Source organism: Asticcacaulis sp. AC402 (assembly GCF_000495835.1).
GTDB lineage: Bacteria > Pseudomonadota > Alphaproteobacteria > Caulobacterales > Caulobacteraceae > Asticcacaulis.
The window spans coordinates 201,376-219,780 of the sequence record NZ_AWGC01000004.1 but is presented as its reverse complement, the minus strand read 5'-3'; the positions used below and the strand labels follow the sequence as shown (position 1 = coordinate 219,780).

The window sequence follows — 18,405 nt, the reverse complement described above, 5'->3', positions numbered from 1 at the left end:
GAACTGTCCTCCCCCGCAAGCGGCGGAGGATAAGAATTATAGAATCCGGATCATATGCAGCACCTGGTGGTCGCCGTCACGGGCTGCCGCGGTCTCCTGCGTCCTGCGTCCGGTGTACAGGAATCCGGCATTGATCAGCGTTTTGGCGCCCCTGTCGTTGTCGGCAAAGTGCGCCGCATGGATGATTTTGTGCAGGTGGCGAGTCTTGACCCAGCGCAGCAGCCCGTCAATTGCCTCGACCGCATAGCCTTGGCCCTGGTGGTCCGGGGCGATGAAGATACCCAGGTGCGGACCGAAATGGTGCAGGTCCGACGTCTTGCCGCACGCCGATCGGGTCAGGGCGATGACGCCGATCAAACGTTCGTTCTCTCGACGGACAGTCCAGTAGGCGTAGGGCCTGGCCATCATGTTGCCCAGCAGTCGCTCGGCGTCCTCACGGGTGAAGGGGTGCGGCACAGTGTGGGTCATGCGCGCGCAGTCCCGGGAGCAAAACACCGCCAGCAGTGCATCAAGGTCAGAGGGACGCGGGGCGGTCAGGCTCAGGTGCGTGGTTTCGATCGAGGTTTCTCTGGTGGTATCGGGGCGACCGGTGCCGTAGGCGTCGCTATCGCTGGCAAAGGTTTCCATGATCATGACTCGTCTCCAGGGCCCACCCGCTTACGCAGCGATTATGCATATGACGTCGGGTTGGGCTTTATTTAGGGCCGACTTGTAACAGTTCGAGCCTTTGCGTTTCAGAGCGGGATCACATTTCGTTTAAGCAAAACAAAAATGCAAAACGGGAGCCCGGTGACCGGACTCCCGCTACAACTGCGTCGGGATCGGCTTTGAAAAGCACGATCCGAAAGTGAGGATGTCGTGCTTACTCGGCTGCTGCAGCCACGGCAGGGATGATCGACACGTAACAGCGATCGTTACGCTTGGTCGTGAACTTCACTGCGCCTGTCGCCGTAGCGAACAGGGTGTGGTCGCGGCCGAGGCCAACATTGTCACCAGGGAAGAACTTGGTGCCGCGTTGACGGACCAGAATGTTGCCGGCCAGGACGTTTTCGCCGCCGAAGCGCTTTACGCCAAGACGTTTGGCTTCTGAATCGCGACCGTTACGCGACGAACCGCCAGACTTTTTATGTGCCATAGGAGTATCTCCTTAAATACAGTGCTTACGCTTCGTCAGCGGTGGTTTCGGTTTCAGCAGCGGCCTTCTTGGGCGCGGCCTTCTTCTTGGGGGCGTCTTCGATTACGGACGGTTCGTCGACCATCGTTTCCACGAGGGGAGCCGTATCGAGTTCAACCTCGGTTTCCAGCGCAGCGGCCAGAGACCTCGGGGCCAGACCACGGGCGCGGGCGTCCAGTTCAGCCTTGGTGATCAGCGAGACGGTGCCGTCCCACTTGATTTCGTTGCCGCCGCCCAGGATCGAGGTGACGCGCAGGACGGTCTCAAACTGACGGTGGCCATTGGTGCGGCGATAACCCTGACGGCGGGTTTTCTTGAAGATGCGGACCTTGTCGCCCTTGCGGGTTTCGATCAGGGTCGCTTCGACGACAGCGCCGTCGACCAGCGGAGCGCCAACAAGTGTCTCGTTTCCGGCACCGACCATCAGCACTTCGTTGAACTTCACAGCCGCGCCCGGCTCGCCTTCGAGCTTTTCGACCTTGATCAGGTCGCCGGCGGCGACACGGTATTGCTTACCGCCTGTTTTGATGACCGCGTACATGGTCAGAACCTTTGCTCGGGCGCAGGGCTTTACGGAGAAGAAAAGTCCGCGCGGAAAATGGAAAAACGCCCCAGGAACCTAGGGCTCCGGGCGAGAGGCGGCGACTTATACAGCCAAAGCTCGGGGAGTCAATGTTCGACGAATGCTTTTTGTCAGAAATTCCAAGTGCCGGTCAGCTTCCGCTTGATTTCGATGGGCAAAGGCATACTTAAGCGACATCCATTTATCACTATTACAAGATAACACCATGCCCGACAGCGCTGCTACTTCGACCAAGACTCCCGTCACCGTGCTGACCGGCTATCTCGGCGCCGGCAAGACCACCCTGCTGAACCGCATCCTGACCGAGAACCACGGCCAGAAATACGCTGTCATCGTCAATGAGTTCGGCGAGATCGGCATCGACAACGACCTGATCGTCGGTGCCGATGAAGAAGTGTTCGAAATGAACAACGGCTGCGTCTGCTGCACCGTGCGCGGCGACCTGATCCGTATTCTGTCGGGGTTGATGAAGCGCAAAGGCAAGTTCGACGCCATCATCGTCGAAACCACGGGCCTGGCCGATCCCGGCCCGGTCGCCCAGACCTTCTTCGTCGACGAAGAGATCAAGGCAAAGACCTATCTCGATTCGGTGACCACCCTGGTCGATGCCCGCCACTTCGATCAGGCATTGAAGGACGGCCGCGAAGCCAAGGAACAGGTGGCCTTTGCCGACCATATTATTCTCAACAAGACCGACCTGGTGTCGCCGGAGAAGCTGGATGAGATCGAAGCCCGTCTGAAGGGGCTGAACCCGCTGGCCACCATCCAGCGCGCCCACCGTTCGGATGTGCCGATCAAGGCTTTGTTGAACCAGCACCGTTTCGATCTCAGCAAGATGGAAAAGGTCGAGAACCATCACGATCACGGGCACGATCACGATCACGATCACGATCATGATCACGGGCACGGGCACGGGCACGGGCACGACCATCACCACCATGGCCCCGCTCACGGAGAGCCTGGTCATGTTCATGACGAACATTGCGGTCATGACCATCACGACCATCATCATGCTAATCCCGGCCATGGCGAAGCCGGTCACGTTCATGACGAGCATTGCAGCCACCAGATTAATCCGATCCACGATGAAGAAATAAAGAGCGTTTCCTTGAGCTCGGAGACGCCGATGGACGGCGTAAAATTCACCAAATGGCTGGACAAACTGCTGGCCGAGCAGGGGCAGGACATCCTGCGCGCCAAGGGCATTTTGAATGTCGCCGGTGAGGAAAAGCGTCTGGTCTTCCAGGCTGTGCACATGATCCTGGAAGGTGAACTGCAACAGCCGTGGCGTGAGGGCGAAAAGCGTCTGTCGCGGGCTGTGTTTATTGGCCGGAATCTGGACCAGGCGGCGTTGAAAGCCGGGTTTGAGGCGTGCGTGGTGCAGTAACGTTGTAGAATCCCCTCTCCCCGGCCTCGCCGGCAGGCAAACGGGGAGACGTTGGGTGAGGGGCATCGGATATGTCCGGTGCGTAAGCGTCTGCAGAAGGCCCCTCACCCGATCGCGTTCACTTCGTTCCGCTCTCGTCCTCTCCCCGCAAGCGGGGAGAAGTAATTTTGCGAATTTTCGCTCGGTACCACCTTCCCCATGACCATTGCCTATTCCAAGTCCTTTGACTCCTACGTTGTCGCCGCGCTGTTCGATTCGCTCGATGAGCCGATTGTCGCCCTGGCCGATGGTCGTGTCGTCTTTCCCGACCTCGACGCTGAGTTCGACTCCCACCCCAATGCCGGTATCCTGTGCGCCGTCGTCCATCCGACCGGGCTCGGTATTGTCACCGGCGGAGATGACGGCCGCGTCGTCTGGACCACCAAGGACTCCGGACCGATCGAGCTGGCCTCACACAAAGGCGCCTGGATCGATGTGATGACCGCCGCGCCCGAAGCCCAGACCATCGCCTATGCTGCCGCGAAAACCGTCTATCTCCTGGACCTGCTCAGCAAGGCGCAGCGTGTGTTCCGACATGATCACAGCGTGTCCGGCATCGCCTTCGACCCCAAGGGCCGCAAGCTCTATTGCTCAACCTATAACGGCGTTAACGTCTGGTTTTCGCGCATTGCCGAGCAAAAGCCGCAGAAACTGTTCTGGGCCGGATCGCACACCGCTATCGCCATGCAGCCTGCTGGCGACTTCCTCATCACCGCCATGCAGGAAAACGCTCTGCACGGCTGGCGGCTGAAGGACTCGAAAGACATGCGCATGGGCGGCTATCCCGCCAAGATCAAGTCGATCGACTTCTTCGCCAAGGGTAAGCTTCTGGCAACTTCCGGTGCCAATGGCGCGGTGGTGTGGCCATTCCTGCGCAGCAACGGTCCGATGGGTGAGGAGGCCTCCGAGATCAATCCTCAGGACGGCGCCATGGTCACCGTGGTGTCGGGCGCGCCGGAAGAGACGCTATTGGCCGCCGGGCTGGACGACGGCCGGGTATGGATCGCCGAGTTGCAATCGACCGGCATCGACTGGGTGAAGGCCGAAAAGGGTGCGGCGATCACCGCGCTCGCCATGTCCAATGAAGCCAATCGATTGGTGTTTGGCGATGAGGAGGGTTTCGTCTATATCTACGAAGGTAGTGAATAGGTAGCGCTGTGGGGGCGTCAGTAAATGAGTGATAAAAAGGACGACGAAGACGGCGCAGACGGCCTGTCGCCCGACATCATGTACGACCAGACGGGCAACGGTTCCGACCAGGAAACTGACAAGAGTCACGACAAGAACTCCCGCGTTTTTTCGTCGCCGTCCGATGACGAGCCCGTGGCTCCGTCTGAACCCGAAGTCGCCGCCGCGCCGGCGCGCAAACCCGACAAGCTAAATCCCATCCTGCGCTGGGCGCTTTACCTGGTCGTCGGTTTCTTCGCCTTTTCGATCCTGTCGGTTGCCATCCACCGCTTTGTGCCAGTGCCGGTGACCATATTGATGATGCAGCGGTTGACCGAAGGCGAGGGACTTGATCATCGCTGGGTGTCGGCGCGCAACATCAGCCCGTATTTGAAGTCGGCCGTTGTCGCCGCCGAGGACGCCAAGTTCTGCACCCACACAGGCTTTGACCTCGACGCGATTGAGAAGGCGCAGAAATACAACGCCAGCCACAAGAAGAAGCGCGGCGCCTCGACCATATCGCAGCAGACGGCCAAGAACGTGTTTCTGTGGCCGTCGCGGTCGTGGGTGCGCAAGGGTTTCGAAGTCTATTACACCGGCCTGATCGAACTGATGTGGCCCAAGGACCGGATCCTGGAAGTCTATCTCAACAGCGTAGAGTGGGGACCGGGCGTCTATGGCGCCGAGTCGGCGTCGCGCTACTGGTTCGGCAAGTCCGCCAAGGATCTGACGCGCGGCGAAGCGGCACGCCTGGCGGCCATCCTGCCCAGTCCGCGCAAGTGGAAGGCGGCCAAGTCCGGCAAGTATGTCCAGAAGCGTTCGGGCAAGATCCAGGCGGCAGCGCGGACCTTCCAGAACGGTGGCATCGATATCTGCGCAGCTGACTAAGGTCTTGACGCTTACCGCTAAATAGCCTTCCCTCCCTGCATTAACGATCTTGGGAGGCTGTCATGAAGCGTCTGCTGTTATCTACGGTGAGTCTGTTGTTGCTTACCGCCTGCGCCACCACCCCTACCACCACAGATCCGATCGCTGAGATTCCGGCGGAAGTACCGGCCGATGTGCCGCTGCCAGTCGAGACACCGGCCGGACCGACGCCGGCCGAGGCCAAGGCCTTTGTCGACGGCGCCGAAACCAGGCTTGCCGAGCTGGGCGAATACCAGGCTCACGTCCAGTGGGTGGCCGAAACCTACATCATTCACGACACGGAATGGCTTCGCACCAAGGCCGATGCCGCCATGACCGGAGCCATGGTTGGTTACGCCACCGATGCCGCCAGGTACAACAGTGTCGCCGCCGATCCGGCGACGCGGCGCAAGCTGGACCTGTTGCGCATCTATCAGCCCCTGCCAGCGGCCAATAAGCCGGGCGCCGCCGAGGAGCTGGCCAGCGTCGCGGCGCGTCTGGGCAACACCTATTCGACAGGCAAGTTTACCTGGAAGGGCAAGACCTATAACCTGACCGAAGCGTCGAACACCATGGCGACCTCGCGCGATCCGGCGACCTTGCGCGCCATGTGGGAGGGGTGGATGAGCATCGCCACCCCTATGAAGGCCGATTACGCCAAACTGGCCGAGTTGTCGAACGACGGCGCCGAGGGGCTGGGCTTTGCCGATACCGGCGCCCTGTGGCGGTCGGGTTATGACATGTCGCCGGATGCCTTTGCCGCCGAAACCGACCGGCTGTATGCCCAGGTTCAGCCGTTTTATGTCAACCTGCACTGCTATGTCCGGCGCAAGCTGAATGAAAAGTATGGTGATGGCGTCCAGCCGAAGTTCGGGGCGATCCGCGCCGACCTGCTGGGCAATATGTGGGCCCAGGACTGGACCAACATCTATGACGTGGTCGCGCCGAAGAAGATCAAAACCAGCTACAGCCTGGACAAGCTGCTGACGTCGAAGAAGTTTGATGCCGTCAAGATGGTCAAGACGGGCGAGAACTTTTACACCTCGATCGGCCTGGATCCTCTGCCGCAGACCTTCTGGGAGCGGTCGCAAATTACCCGGCCGGAAGGGCGCGACGTCGTTTGCCACGCCTCGGCCTGGAATGTCGATAACCGTGACGACATCCGCATCAAGATGTGCACCCAGGTGAATGGAGAGGACTTTTATACGGTCCACCATGAGCTGGGGCACAACTATTACCAGCGCGCCTATAAGGACCAGCCCTTCCTGTTCAAGAACGGCGCCAATGACGGCTTCCATGAGGCGATCGGCGACTTTATTGGCCTGTCGTCGGTGACGCCGACCTATCTCAACCAGATCGGCTTGCTGGACAAGGTGCCGGGCGAGTCAGAAGACATTCCGTTCCTGCTGAAGATGTCGTTGCAGAAGGTGGCCTTCCTGCCGTTCAGCCTGTTGATCGATCGCTGGCGGTGGGAGGTTTATAACGGCCAGATCACCCAGTCCGAGTACAATAAGCGCTGGTGGGAACTGATCGGCAAGTATCAGGGCCTGAGCGCGCCGGGCGTGCGGCCTTCGACGGCGTTTGATCCAGGCGCCAAGTATCATATCCCGGCAGGGGTGTCATACACACGGTATTTCCTGGCCGATATCCTGCAGTTCCAGTTCCAGAAGGCGGCCTGCGACCAGATCGGCTGGAAGGGTCCGCTGCATCGTTGCTCGATCTATGGCGAGCGTGCGGTAGGCGACAAGCTGAACGCCATGCTGGCCATGGGGCAGTCGCAGCCGTGGCCGGAGGCCATGGAGGCCTTCACCGGCCAGCGCGAGATGGATGCCACGGCGATCATCGAGTACTTCAAGCCGCTGGATGTATGGCTGACCGAGCAAAACCAGGGGCAGCAGTGCGGGTGGGAGGCGTAACGCTGATGCGTTGCGGGGTTTGGGGTCCGCGACCCCACAAGATCTTACTTTTCCTTTCTTGACCTTGCCCCTTTGAGGCGAAGGTCAAGAAATGGAAAGGGAAGGCTTGGAGCCGCAGACTCAAACCCCATGGCTCGACAGTGCTAGATTTCACGCTACGCGGCTGGATGGAACATCAGGAGAATCGTCGGCGGGCCAAATCCCCCACCGTCTCATTTGCTAACCGCAAATGATCCACCTTCCTGTATAACGGGGATGGATAAGATATTGGTAAATATACTTTTTTCATGTCACGGACTTCAATAAACCGAGAGGAAACATGGTAAGTTTGACGGACATGCAAAACGCACTCGGCGAGATTTGTGCTTACCAGGATGCGCATCCCCATCTTCAACAGTGTGCAGGATTCTTGTATAACGCGATTGATTTAGGCGACCGAGCAATTCAGGCGGAAGAGCCAGTTGACGTCATAATAATGGGCATGAATCCAGGAGAAAATCCAAAGCATAAAGATAACATATCTCCCAATTCAAAGAATCGTTGGCGTAGCTTATGCGAGGAATTTTCTGCACCATTAGGCAAAAGCTGGGTAATGTCCGAACTATTTTTCTGGAGTTCGAACAATCTGGGCGTCCTTCGGCAACGCGTGAACGATTGCGAGAAAAACCTTTTCGAGAACGATCTAAGTTTTTGCGCCAAGCTCAATAAACGTTTGATCGCTTTTCATAGTCCAAAAATCGTGCTTCAGCCGGGGCTTACCTGGTCAGGATATGCACGAGAGCATTATGATTTGACCCTTATCCAATCAGTGCCTGGACGCCGAGGTACATTGATTGAGCACCATGTTTTGCCCGATGGAACCCCATGGCTTATAACGCCACATTGGACGTCCGCGTTCGGCTTTTCCAAGGATGACCGCGACAAGATCAAGGATTATGCGCTGAGAGCTATAACAGCCTAAGCTAGTTTAATTTCCCGAATGCGCAGTTGCAAAAACTCATGTGCCGTGATCGGCTCCGGGAACTGATCCGGACGATCCTGCGAAATACAGTTCGGCAGAGTCCTGATCACATACGGGCTCTCGAAATGCAGAAAAAACGGCGTCGAATAGCGCGAGAAATCCTTGCGCGCTTCCGCCGGATTGACTACCCGGTGCACCGTCGATGGCAGGAAGCCATTGGTCAGCCGTGACAGCATATCGCCGATATTACACACGATGCAGTTTTGCGGCGGCGTGATCGGCAGCCACTGACCATCCCGGTCCAGAAGTTGCAGGCCTGGCTCTTCCGCGCCCAGCAACAAGGTGATGACATTGATATCGCCATGAGCGCCGGCGCGCACGCTCTCGCCCGGCGTATTGACCGGCGGATAGTGTAGCAACCGCAGAACGCTGTTGCCGTCCTTGACCAGCGGCGTGAAAAACTCTTTCTCCAGGCCCAGATAGACCGCAATCGCCCGCAAAACCTTCTTCCCGAGCGTGTCCAGAGCCGTGTACAACTCATAGGAGCTCTCGTGGAAATCCTGAACCTCCGGCCAGATGTTATCCGCCATATGGTCGCGATACGGATGTCCTTCCGGCAGATCGCGGCCGACGTGATAGAACTCCTTCAGATCGTGCGCTGAATAGCCCTTTGCCGTTTCGACCCCGAACGGCGTATATCCGCGTGCGCCGCCCTGGCCCTTGCGATGATAGCTGGTCTTCACCGCTTCGGGCAAAGCAAAGAAGGCCTTGGTCGCCACATCCACCCGCTTCAACAGCGCCGGGTCGACGCCATGATCGCCCAGGACCGCAAAACCATATCGCGCGAACGCTGCCCCCAGGCGTGCCGAAAACGTTTCGAAATCCGATTCGTAAAGGGCCAAAGGCACCGGCGGAATGGCGGAAACGGACGCGGAGTCGGGCATGGCCGGGATCCTTTGAAAAGGCGGGCGAAAACTTGCCGGGAAGCTGCAGAAAAAAACTTATCAGCCTATCAAAATTCGGCGAAAAACCATAGGCCGGACAAGGCGCAGACGCAAGTCGTCACTGGGCAGGCGATCCAAAATATCACACCCTTGCGGCTTCAGGACTTGCTTTGAATCAAATGCACACTGCGGGGGGTGCTTTTTGCCTGGAAACCGGTTATTAACATTTATCACAAAAACGTGCGCCGTCTTCTATACAGGGTAACTGCGTTGGCTTTTCGATTGGGCGGTTTTGGCTTCAGCGCCGGCGCGATTCTAGCCGCAGCCGTGGCAGTCTCTTGCCTGGTTATCGGCGTGGTGGTCGGACCCGCCAATACGGTGAGGGCGCAAAGCAGCGCCGCCGATTCCCTCAGTATCGATCCCGACCTGCAGCCGGTTAATTCGACCAAGGCGCTGAAAACGTCGGAACAGGCGGTCGTCCGCGTCCTGGTCATCTATCGCGGCTTCGGCGGCCAACCGCTCGATACCGTCGGCATGGGCTCGGGCTTTGTCGTGGCGCCGGGCTATATCGTTACCAACTTTCACGTCGTCGAGGTGCCGCCGGAAGCCTCCTCGGCCGACATCTATATCGTCCCGCACAAGGATTCCGGCGCGACCTACCAGCCGGTCCAGCTGGGCAAGACGTGGATCGAGGGCGACCTGGCCCTGCTGCAGGCGCCTGGGCTGAAAATACCGCCGATCAAGCTCTATCTGACGCCGTACAAGAACGAGCGCGTCGTCTCGATGGGCTATCCCGACATCACCGATCACCTGCTGAACCGGTCGGGCACTGCCCTGCTGGAACCGGCAGACGCCTATGTCACCCAAGGGTCGATCGCGCTGTTTGCGAGCACAAATCCCGACGGCGCTCGCGTCGACACCCTGTTTCACACAGCCTCGATCAATCACGGCAATTCGGGTGGACCGCTGCTGAACGAATGCGGCCAGCTGGTCGGCGTCAATACCTGGACAGCGCCGTCTACGCTTTCTGCCGGTGGGGACCTGGATGTGGCAGCCGGTCAGTTCGTCGCCACCCATGTGTCAGCGCTGAACACCTTTCTGAATTCGGCGGGTGTCAAGCCGCAGACGACGTCGTCGCCCTGTTACGCCAAGAGCGAGGACGAAATCGTCAAGGACGATGCCCTGGCGCGCGTCCTGGCCGGTCAGGCCGCTGCCCAGGAGGAACGCCGTGCCGAGCAGCGCAAGGCCGAGGCTGACAGGGCGGTAATGGAGCGGCTGCAACTGGCTGCCATGGTGGTACTCTCGATCCTGGTCCTGGTGCTGATTGGCCTGATCGTCCGCCGCGAAATGCGTCATCGTGTCGAGGCACATCATAAGGAACCGGATGCGCCGACCGCCTGGTCCGGCGAGCCCTTGTCGGAAAAGGTCAAGCCGGCCAAGGTCGAGAAGACCAAGCCGGCCAGGCCGGCTACCCCGGTCAAGCCTAAACTCAAGCACCCGATTCCGTGGGGCTGGATCGCCCTGGGCGTCATGGTTGTCACGGTGATCGTCGTTTTCCTGGTCAAGGATCGCGACATCTACCGGCGTCTTTCGCCGAACAAGGCGCCGGCGACCGCTGTCGCCGAGGGCATGGTCCATATGGTGTGCGAGGCCGACAAGGGGGCGTCGTCACAGATGGTGAAGGATGCTGGTCCGATCGATTTCGAATTCGATGCTGTCCACGCCTGCGTCAACGGCAAGACGGCTTATGAGCGTCAGGAGGATGGCTCTCTGGTGCGCTATGTTCTAAGCGAAACCAGCCCGATTGCGGCGCGGATCGAGATTTCCGCCGATGGGGGCACCTTCCAGCGCCGCGAGTACCGCCTGGAAACCGAACAATACAAGACCTATCAGGCGCAGAAGGCAGCGTTTGGGTCATTGCGTTGCGTCACCAAGACCGATGCCGGCGCTTCCTCGCAACTGGCGGACAATCTGGCCAAGGTGCGTAACCTGTCGCAGAGTTTCCTGACCATGACGCCCGAAAGCCATACTGTATGGCGTTGCCAGAAAAGCGTCGGTGAAAAATGATGAATGCTGGTCTGCAAAGGGCCGTTTTCTGCGCTTTCTGGTTCTCGAAACCAGCCCTTTTCGACTCCGCTTGAATCATTTTGAATTGGTTTTCGTTTTTCGGACAGGCTGTTTTTTGCCCCAACAGCGCCTTCATCCTGTGTTCAGTTGCGTGCGTGTACCAGTAAGCGTATCAGGAAGTGACCGGCGGAACACTTCGAATGCGTAGAGTTTCGTTCCGCAAACTTACTGATTTCTAACAATTTCCCGGCGGGAATCGGATTGCCTGGGGAGGGGTGTCGTGTCACCACGAGTTACCTCCGGCGGCAATAATCCCGATCGGGAACCATAAAAGGAACGACACGATGCGTAAGATTCTCCTCCTCCTCACGGGTACAGCAATGGTGCTCACAGCCTGTGAAACCATCGATACCAGCAACGGCGTGCAAACCCGGTCCAATACCAAGACGGGCGCCCTGATCGGCGCCGGCATCGGCGCTGTCGTCGGTGGTCTTTCGAACAAAAAGGGCGAGCAGGCCCGCAAGAATGCCGTTCTGGGCGCCGGTATCGGTGCGCTGGCCGGCGCCGGGGTTGGCGCCTACATGGACCGCCAGAACAAGGACCTGCGCGCTGAGCTGGAAGGCCGCAACGTCTATGTCACGCGCTCGGGCGACAACATCATTCTGTCCATGCCGGGCGACGTGACCTTCTCGTCGGGTTCGGCCGATCTGAACGGCGGCTTCATGCCGGTTCTGAATGACGTGGCAACGATCCTGAACCAGTATCCTTCGACCTATATCGATGTTGTCGGCCATGCCGACAGCCAGGGCACGGATGCGTTCAACATGGACCTGTCGGAACGTCGCGCCAATGCGGTGGCCGGGTATCTGGTGGGCCAGAAGGTCAAGTCGGAGCGGATCTATGTCGCCGGCGCGGGTGAGTCGTCGCCGATCGCCAGCAATGACACGGCGGATGGCCGTGCGCGCAACCGTCGCGTCGAGATTACGCTGCGGCCGATTCAGGAATAATGGTAACGGGGTCGAGGGGGCCGTGACCCCTAGCCCGTCACGTAGCGCCGGGCGTTCGTCGCGGGAATCGACCCACCGGGTCGATTCCATCCGTTTTGCCCTTCGGGCAAAACGGCGCTCCTCACCCCGTTAACTATTCTTTCTCACGAAATCCCAACCTCATTCGCCTACCTTAAGCGGCATGGACACACCCTGCCGCTTTTCGTTGCTCGGCGCCGAGGTCGACACCGTCACCTCGGCCCAGATGCTGGACTTCGCCGCCGCCAAAATCGCCGCGGGCGACAGCGCGATCGTGGCCAACCACAATCTCCATAGCCTGTATCTCTACCAACGCCGCGCCGACATGCGCGCCTTCTACGCCCAGGCCGACCTTATCGAAATCGACTCCACCCCGATGATCGCCTGGGCCAAGCTGCTGGGCCACAAGGTGTCACGCGCCCACCGCGTCACCTATCTCGACTACCGCGAAGATTTCTGGGCCCGCGCCCAGGCCAGTAACTGGCGCGTCTACCACGTCGGCGGAGCACCGGAATACAATGCCGCCTCCAAGGCCGGCATCCTGAAACGCTATCCTCACGCCCAGGTCGACACCCACAGCGGCTTCTTCGACATGAACGGCGCCGACAACGACGCCCTGATCGCCGATATCCACGCCAAACGACCGCACATTCTGTTTGTCGGCATGGGTATGCCGCGCCAGGAAGCCTGGATACTCGCCAACCGCCACCGTCTGCCTGCATGCGTTATCCTGCCTGTCGGGGCTGCCTTCGACTATGAGGCCGGTGTTCAGTTTATCCCACCGCGCTGGACCGGAAAGCTGGGCGTCGAATGGCTGGCGCGCTTCCTCGCCGACCCGAAGCGCCTGTTCGAGCGTTATTTCATCGAACCGTGGTTTCTGCTGCCCCAGGCCCTGCGCGACCTGACACGCCGCCGGCGGCCGGTATAGAGACATCCGTTAATTTTTATCGTTAACGCGGTCTTAATAGCGAGACGCCACCATGGCGGGATTCTCAGTTGCGCAGGCCACCATGACCGCATCGCTTTACCGTGACTTCTCTCCCAAGATCGACCCCGTCAAGGGCAAGGTCATCCTCATAACCGGCGGTACCGGCAGCTTCGGCCGCAGGATGGTCCAGACCCTGCTGTCTCAGTACGACCCGCGCAAGGTTATCATCCTGTCGCGCGACGAACTGAAACAGTATGAGATGCGCAACGATCTTGAGGAGACCTTTCCCAAGGACAAGATGTCCAGGATGCGCTTCTTTCTCGGCGACGTCCGCGACCGGGCGCGGCTGGAGCTGGCGTTCCGAGGCGTCGATGTTGTCATCCATGCCGCCGCACTGAAACAGGTGCCGGCGGCAGAATACAACCCTTCGGAATGCATCGCCACCAATGTCAACGGCGCCGAAAACGTCGTCTGGGCCTGCCTGCATAACCGCGTCCAGCGCATCGTCGCCCTGTCCACCGACAAGGCCTGTTCGCCGATTAACCTTTATGGCGCCACCAAGCTGGCCTCCGACAAGATCTTCGTCGCCGCCAACAATTTGTCGGGCGACATCGGCAGCCGCTTCTGTGTTGTCCGCTATGGCAATGTCGTCGGCTCGCGTGGGTCTGTCGTGCCCTATTTCAAGCGCCTGCTGGCCCAGGGCGCGAAGGAGCTGCCGATCACCGATCCCCGGATGACGCGGTTCTGGATCTCCCTGGATCAGGGCGTGGCGTTTGTTCTGTCATGCCTGGAGCTGACCCAGGGCGGGGAGATTTTCGTGCCGAAAATTCCGGCGACACTGGTGACCGACCTGGCGATCGCCATGGCGCCCGAGGCCGGCCATACCGTCATCGGCATCCGTCCGGGCGAAAAGCTGCATGAGATGATGATCTCGGCCGACGATGCCCGTGCGACCTATGAACTGGACGATCGTTACATCATCGAGCCGGAATTCGTCGAATACACCCGCACCTCGTTTGCCGAGTTTGCCGGCAGCCGGAAGGTGGCGGAGGATTTTTGTTACGCCTCCGACGTCAATGAGGAGCGGCTGGATGCCGACGGCATCCGCGGCATGATGAAGGCCTATCTGGAATGAGGTTGGGCGCACCCATTCTTTCTTATACTACCCCGTTGTACGGGGGTTTGGCGGAGCCGATGGGCTGCGAGCAAGGCGAGCGGACGCTGGGGGGATTCCTTGGCGCTAAGGGCAAGGCAAGCGACACTACGGCGGGCCCAATCCCGCCTCCGACTTTTTTGCTGACGCAAAAAATCCACCTCCCCCGTATAATGGGGGAGCATAAAAAGTTGGATGGCAGTTCACGGGTTTTCCAATGACCAACTTCCTCCCCTATGGCCGGCAGTCGATCGATGACTCGGACATCGAAGCCGTGGTCGCCGCGTTAAAGTCCGATTACCTGACCACCGGGCCCCTGGTCGATCAGTTCGAAAAAGCTCTGGCCGCGGCCTTTGGCGCCAAGGAGGCGGTCGTCGTCGCCAATGGCACCGCCGCCCTTCATCTGGCCGTGCTGACCGAGGAATTGTCGCCGAAATGCGTGGTGATTGTGCCAGCCGTGACTTTTGCCGCGTCGGCCAACTGCGTCGCCTATTGCGGTGCCCAGGTTCTCTTCGCCGATGTCGATCCGTTGAGTGGCCTTATGACCGATGAGACGTTCGACCAGGCCCTTTCGATGCTGGAGCGCGACTATCATGGCTACCGCTTTGCCGGTGTGGTGCCCGTCCACTATGCCGGCCGGCCGGTTGACCTCAACCACCTGCATGAGGTGTGCACCGAACGTGGCGCCTTCATTCTGGAGGACGCATGCCACGCCATTGGCGGCAGCGGACCGCAGGGGCCGATCGGTTCATGCCAGTCATCCACCATGGCGACCTTTTCCTTCCACCCGGTCAAGACCCTGACGACCGGCGAAGGTGGAGCGATCACGACCAACGACTCTGTCCTGTCGCGGCGGTTGCGGTTGCTGCGCTCGCACGGCATCGAGCGCGACCCGGCCCGCTTTGTCGGTCTGCGTTATGATGGCGAGGGCGACGAAGGTCCGTGGGTTTACGAACAACAATGTCTGGGCTTCAACTATCGCCTGCCGGACATCAACTGCGCTCTGGGCCTGTCGCAGCTGAAACGGCTGCCGCAGTTCGCCGCCAAACGCGCCCGACTGGTGGCCGAATACCAAAAGGCCCTGGCGGCGACCAACCTGCCAGTGCGCTGGACGCCGGCGGCGCAAGGCACCGATCCCGTCTTTCACCTGTTCGCGGTGAATATCGACTTTGCCGCCGTCGGCCTGACACGGGCCCAGGTCATTGCCGGATTGCGCGAGCGCGGCATCGGCACCCAGGTCCACTATATCCCGGTACACCGCCAGCCCCATTGGCAGACGCATGCCCTGGCGCAACGTGATCTTCTGGGTGCGGATCAATTCTATCAGTCCACCCTGTCGCTGCCGCTGTACGCCGATATGGCGGACGACGATCCGCAGCGGGCTATCCAGGTTTTACAAGAGGTTCTCACCTCATGAGCGCACACGAAGTCACCATTGCCGGCCGGAAAATCGGCCGCGAGCATGAGCCTTATATCATCTGCGAGCTGTCGGGAAACCACAATGGTTCTCTGGACCGGGCGCTGCTGCTGATCGACGCAGCGGCGCAAACCGGCTGTGACGCCATCAAGATCCAGACCTACACCGCCGATACCATCACCATGAAATGCGACCGGCCAGAGTTTTTCCTGCATGGCGGGCTGTGGGACGGCTATTCGCTGTACGACCTGTACCAGGAGGCCCATACGCCGTGGGACTGGCACCCGGCCCTGTTCGAACGCGCGGCCAAACACGGGGTGACGCTGTTTTCGTCGCCGTTCGACGATACGGCGGTCGATCTGCTGGACGATCTGAAGGCGCCGGCATTCAAGATCGCCTCGTTTGAGCTGGTGGATTTGCCGCTAATTGCCTACGCGGCCGCCAAGGGCAAGCCGCTAATCATGTCGACGGGCATGGCCAATCATGCCGAGATCGAAGCGGCGGTGAAGATCGCGCGCGAGCACGGCACCGGCGAGATCGTCCTGCTGCATTGCGTCAGCGAATATCCGTCGCGGATCGAAGACGCCAATGTCCGAACGGTGCCGGACCTGGGGGATAAGTTCGGCTGCGTGTCGGGTTTGAGCGACCATACGTTTGGCACGGCGGCATCGGTGGCCAGCATTGCCCTGGGCGGCAGTGTCATCGAAAAGCATTTTACCCTGGCGCGGGCCGATGGCGGACCGGACTCCGGCTTTTCGCTGGAGCCGCCGGAATTCACCGCCCTGGTCAAGGATTGCAAGGATGCCTGGCGGGCTTTGGGCCGGGTGCATTACGATACGCTGGGCTCGGAACGTGCCTCCAAAAGCGTGCGCCGGTCGCTGTATGTGACGGCGGTTGTTCGTAAGGGCGAGGTCTTCACCAAGGACAATGTGCGCTCGATCCGACCGGGATTGGGGTTGCCACCGGGTCGGTTGTGGGATGTGTTGGGAAAGCCGGCATCGCGCGACCTGGAACGCGGCGAGCCGCTAAGCGAAGATATGGTGGGGTGATCTTCGACCCTCCTTTACGTGGCTTTTTTCGCCAGGTAAATCCACAGATTACACAGATTACACAGATTTCACAGATTTTTTCTGTGTAATCTGTGTAATCTGTGGATTTCCTTTTTACCCAAATTTCCCGGCCTGATAGTCAGCATAGGCCTGGTGGATTTCCTGAGGCGTGTTCATCACGAAAGGGCCATGGGCGACGATCGGCTCGCGGATGGGCTCGGCGTGGCCGAACAGGACCAAACTTCTGCTGACGGCTTCAATATCGACCAGATCACCCTCGGCGAATTCGACCAGGTTCCATTTGGCAACATCGACGCCATTGATCGCGACATCGCCGCGCACAACATAGCAGAAGACATCGCGATCCTTCAAACCGTCGAAGATGATCCGGCCGCCCGGTTTCAGCTCGATCCAGGTCATGAACACCCCGGTCAGGGAGGTGATCGCACCGGTCGCGCCCTGATAGTCGCCCGAGACCAAGTGAACAGTGGTGTTCTCGCTCGCAATCGTCGGGATTTGGTCGGCCTGGACGCCGGTGTAGGCAGGCCTGGTCATTTTCAGCCGCGCCGGCAGATTGACCCACAATTGCAGGATTTCCATCGGCCCCCCCGAGCGCTTGAAGGCCTCGGGTGACACCTCCTCATGGACCAGGCCCGAGCCCGCCGTCATCCACTGGACCCCGCCGGCATGGATAATGCTCTCGTGGCCGCCAGAGTCGCGATGGGCCAGGTCGCCTTCCAGGATGAAGGTCACGGTCTCGAAGCCGCGGTGGGGATGCGGACCGAACGGCAGACCGCGATTGTTGGGCGCGTAGGTCTGCGGACCATGGTGGTTCAGGAACAGGAAGGCGCCGATAGTGTTGAGCGTCCGGTTCGGGACCGGTCGCCGCGTCACCAGGTTGCCAATATCGTCGCGCATGGCCTGATGCAGGCGCAGGACGGGTTTGCTGACGGACATGGTGGATCTCCTTCTGACGGCATAGCTGGGGCTTGGCTCTGCCTGCGTCAACCACTACTGGCAAGTTCTTTACGGCCTGTGGTAAGACGCGGCCATGGACGCCTTTGCCACCGCCCTCTACTGGCTCGACTATGCTGCTGTCGCCGTGTTCGCTGCGACCGGGGCGCTGGCGGCGGCACAACGCAAACATGACATCATCACCTTCGCCTTTTTCGCCGCCATCACCGGTGTCGGCGGTGGTACCCTGCGCGACCTGCTGATCGGGGCGCCGGTCTTCTGGGTTCAGCGTCCCGGCTATCTCATCGTTTGCCTGGTGGCCGCCGTCATCGTGTGGAGCCTGGGTAAACGCGGCTGGCGGTTTCGCGCCCTGCTGTGGCTGGATGCGCTTGGCCTGGCCGGCTACGCTGTCGTCGGTACCGCCAAGGCCATGTCCCTGGGAGTTCATCCGATGTCGTCGGTGGTAATGGGGGTGCTGACGACCTGCTTCGGCGGCGTGATCCGTGATGTCCTGGCTGGCGAACCCAACATGCTGCTGCGCCGCGAAATCTACGTCACCGCCGCGCTACTGGGGGCCATAGTCTTTGTCGTTGCCCAAGGCTTCGGCCTTGCCTTCTGGCCGTCGGCCCTGGCCGGGTTTGGCGCCTCGTTCGCGTTGCGTGCGGCGGCTATTCGGTATGATCTCAGCCTGCCGGGCTTCCCGGGCAGCCGGCCTCCCAAGGCGGAATAGCTCAA

Annotated in this window: 17 protein-coding genes; 12 read left to right on the top strand and 5 right to left on the bottom strand. The window is 59.9% G+C overall.

Going from position 1 to position 18,405, the window contains the following annotated elements; translation table 11 throughout:
- Positions 1–36: 36 nt before the first annotated feature.
- The 3 genes from ABAC402_RS23430 to rplU form a co-directional block, all read right to left on the bottom strand.
- A complete protein-coding gene (locus tag ABAC402_RS23430; protein ID WP_023448087.1) occupies positions 37–633 on the bottom strand; it encodes a GNAT family N-acetyltransferase in 597 nt (198 codons plus the stop codon).
- Positions 634–862: 229 nt separating this feature from the next.
- Positions 863–1,135, bottom strand: a complete 273-nt coding sequence (rpmA, locus tag ABAC402_RS23425; RefSeq protein ID WP_023448086.1) for a 50S ribosomal protein L27 — start codon at positions 1,133–1,135, stop codon at positions 863–865.
- Between the two features lie 25 nt (positions 1,136–1,160).
- Positions 1,161–1,715, bottom strand: a complete 555-nt coding sequence (gene rplU / locus ABAC402_RS23420) for a 50S ribosomal protein L21 (protein WP_023448085.1) — start codon at positions 1,713–1,715, stop codon at positions 1,161–1,163.
- Positions 1,716–1,962: 247 nt separating this feature from the next.
- On the opposite strand from rplU, the gene ABAC402_RS23415 reads away from it, so the two are divergent.
- From ABAC402_RS23415 to ABAC402_RS40085, 5 genes are all read left to right on the top strand, one after another.
- On the top strand, positions 1,963–3,144 hold the full coding sequence (locus ABAC402_RS23415) for a GTP-binding protein (protein ID WP_023448084.1): 1,182 nt from the start codon (positions 1,963–1,965) through the stop codon (positions 3,142–3,144).
- Positions 3,145–3,342: 198 nt separating this feature from the next.
- Positions 3,343–4,332, top strand: coding sequence for a WD40 repeat domain-containing protein (locus tag ABAC402_RS23410; RefSeq protein ID WP_023448083.1), 990 nt, complete (start codon positions 3,343–3,345; stop codon positions 4,330–4,332).
- Positions 4,333–4,356: 24 nt separating this feature from the next.
- Positions 4,357–5,238, top strand: coding sequence for a monofunctional biosynthetic peptidoglycan transglycosylase (mtgA, locus tag ABAC402_RS23405; protein ID WP_023448082.1), 882 nt, complete (start codon positions 4,357–4,359; stop codon positions 5,236–5,238).
- Positions 5,239–5,300: 62 nt separating this feature from the next.
- On the top strand, positions 5,301–7,172 hold the full coding sequence (locus ABAC402_RS23400) for a M2 family metallopeptidase (RefSeq protein ID WP_023448081.1): 1,872 nt from the start codon (positions 5,301–5,303) through the stop codon (positions 7,170–7,172).
- Between the two features lie 319 nt (positions 7,173–7,491).
- On the top strand, positions 7,492–8,133 hold the full coding sequence (locus tag ABAC402_RS40085) for a hypothetical protein (RefSeq protein WP_155847284.1): 642 nt from the start codon (positions 7,492–7,494) through the stop codon (positions 8,131–8,133).
- On the opposite strand, the gene ABAC402_RS23390 is transcribed toward ABAC402_RS40085, so the two are convergent.
- A complete protein-coding gene (locus ABAC402_RS23390; RefSeq protein WP_023448079.1) occupies positions 8,130–9,077 on the bottom strand; it encodes an isopenicillin N synthase family oxygenase in 948 nt (315 codons plus the stop codon). The genes ABAC402_RS40085 and ABAC402_RS23390 overlap by 4 nt on opposite strands.
- Positions 9,078–9,347: 270 nt before the next feature.
- Between ABAC402_RS23390 and ABAC402_RS41175 the strand changes: the two genes are divergently transcribed.
- The 6 genes from ABAC402_RS41175 to pseI all read left to right on the top strand — a co-directional run bounded on the left by ABAC402_RS41175 (position 9,348) and on the right by pseI (position 16,716).
- On the top strand, positions 9,348–11,144 hold the full coding sequence (locus ABAC402_RS41175; protein WP_304412587.1) for a S1C family serine protease: 1,797 nt from the start codon (positions 9,348–9,350) through the stop codon (positions 11,142–11,144).
- Between the two features lie 344 nt (positions 11,145–11,488).
- Entirely contained in the window at positions 11,489–12,151 is a 663-nt protein-coding gene (locus ABAC402_RS23380; protein WP_031235109.1) for an OmpA family protein, read from the top strand.
- Between the two features lie 181 nt (positions 12,152–12,332).
- A complete protein-coding gene (locus tag ABAC402_RS23375) occupies positions 12,333–13,097 on the top strand; it encodes a WecB/TagA/CpsF family glycosyltransferase (RefSeq protein ID WP_023448076.1) in 765 nt (254 codons plus the stop codon).
- Between the two features lie 82 nt (positions 13,098–13,179).
- Positions 13,180–14,232, top strand: a complete 1,053-nt coding sequence (gene pseB, locus ABAC402_RS23370) for a UDP-N-acetylglucosamine 4,6-dehydratase (inverting) (RefSeq protein ID WP_031235108.1) — start codon at positions 13,180–13,182, stop codon at positions 14,230–14,232.
- A gap of 235 nt (positions 14,233–14,467) precedes the next feature.
- Positions 14,468–15,667, top strand: coding sequence for a UDP-4-amino-4,6-dideoxy-N-acetyl-beta-L-altrosamine transaminase (gene pseC, locus ABAC402_RS23360; protein ID WP_023448073.1), 1,200 nt, complete (start codon positions 14,468–14,470; stop codon positions 15,665–15,667).
- The gene (gene pseI / locus ABAC402_RS23355; protein ID WP_023448072.1) at positions 15,664–16,716 is read left to right on the top strand and encodes a pseudaminic acid synthase; all 1,053 of its coding nucleotides are present in this window, start codon (positions 15,664–15,666) and stop codon (positions 16,714–16,716) included. Before pseC ends, pseI begins: the two co-directional genes overlap by 4 nt.
- A gap of 114 nt (positions 16,717–16,830) precedes the next feature.
- On the opposite strand, the gene ABAC402_RS23350 is transcribed toward pseI, so the two are convergent.
- On the bottom strand, positions 16,831–17,673 hold the full coding sequence (locus ABAC402_RS23350; protein WP_023448071.1) for a pirin family protein: 843 nt from the start codon (positions 17,671–17,673) through the stop codon (positions 16,831–16,833).
- 94 nt (positions 17,674–17,767) lie between these two features.
- Between ABAC402_RS23350 and ABAC402_RS23345 the strand changes: the two genes are divergently transcribed.
- Positions 17,768–18,400, top strand: a complete 633-nt coding sequence (locus ABAC402_RS23345; protein ID WP_023448070.1) for a trimeric intracellular cation channel family protein — start codon at positions 17,768–17,770, stop codon at positions 18,398–18,400.
- Positions 18,401–18,405 lie beyond the last annotated feature (5 nt).

What these genes read in the sequence shown, in the direction of transcription:
- pseI (WP_023448072.1), top strand. Translation starts at nt 15,664, where the DNA reads ATGAGCGCACACGAAGTCACCATTGCCGGCCGGAAAATCGGCCGCGAG.
- ABAC402_RS23345 (WP_023448070.1), top strand. Translation starts at nt 17,768, where the DNA reads ATGGACGCCTTTGCCACCGCCCTCTACTGGCTCGACTATGCTGCTGTC.
- pseC (WP_023448073.1), top strand. Translation starts at nt 14,468, where the DNA reads ATGACCAACTTCCTCCCCTATGGCCGGCAGTCGATCGATGACTCGGAC.
- ABAC402_RS40085 (WP_155847284.1), top strand. Translation starts at nt 7,492, where the DNA reads ATGGTAAGTTTGACGGACATGCAAAACGCACTCGGCGAGATTTGTGCT.
- ABAC402_RS23350 (WP_023448071.1), bottom strand. Translation starts at nt 17,673, where the DNA reads ATGTCCGTCAGCAAACCCGTCCTGCGCCTGCATCAGGCCATGCGCGAC.
- ABAC402_RS23415 (WP_023448084.1), top strand. Translation starts at nt 1,963, where the DNA reads ATGCCCGACAGCGCTGCTACTTCGACCAAGACTCCCGTCACCGTGCTG.
- ABAC402_RS23430 (WP_023448087.1), bottom strand. Translation starts at nt 633, where the DNA reads ATGATCATGGAAACCTTTGCCAGCGATAGCGACGCCTACGGCACCGGT.
- mtgA (WP_023448082.1), top strand. Translation starts at nt 4,357, where the DNA reads ATGAGTGATAAAAAGGACGACGAAGACGGCGCAGACGGCCTGTCGCCC.
- rplU (WP_023448085.1), bottom strand. Translation starts at nt 1,715, where the DNA reads ATGTACGCGGTCATCAAAACAGGCGGTAAGCAATACCGTGTCGCCGCC.
- ABAC402_RS23400 (WP_023448081.1), top strand. Translation starts at nt 5,301, where the DNA reads ATGAAGCGTCTGCTGTTATCTACGGTGAGTCTGTTGTTGCTTACCGCC.
- ABAC402_RS23375 (WP_023448076.1), top strand. Translation starts at nt 12,333, where the DNA reads ATGGACACACCCTGCCGCTTTTCGTTGCTCGGCGCCGAGGTCGACACC.
- ABAC402_RS23390 (WP_023448079.1), bottom strand. Translation starts at nt 9,077, where the DNA reads ATGCCCGACTCCGCGTCCGTTTCCGCCATTCCGCCGGTGCCTTTGGCC.
- rpmA (WP_023448086.1), bottom strand. Translation starts at nt 1,135, where the DNA reads ATGGCACATAAAAAGTCTGGCGGTTCGTCGCGTAACGGTCGCGATTCA.
- pseB (WP_031235108.1), top strand. Translation starts at nt 13,180, where the DNA reads ATGACCGCATCGCTTTACCGTGACTTCTCTCCCAAGATCGACCCCGTC.
- ABAC402_RS23410 (WP_023448083.1), top strand. Translation starts at nt 3,343, where the DNA reads ATGACCATTGCCTATTCCAAGTCCTTTGACTCCTACGTTGTCGCCGCG.
- ABAC402_RS23380 (WP_031235109.1), top strand. Translation starts at nt 11,489, where the DNA reads ATGCGTAAGATTCTCCTCCTCCTCACGGGTACAGCAATGGTGCTCACA.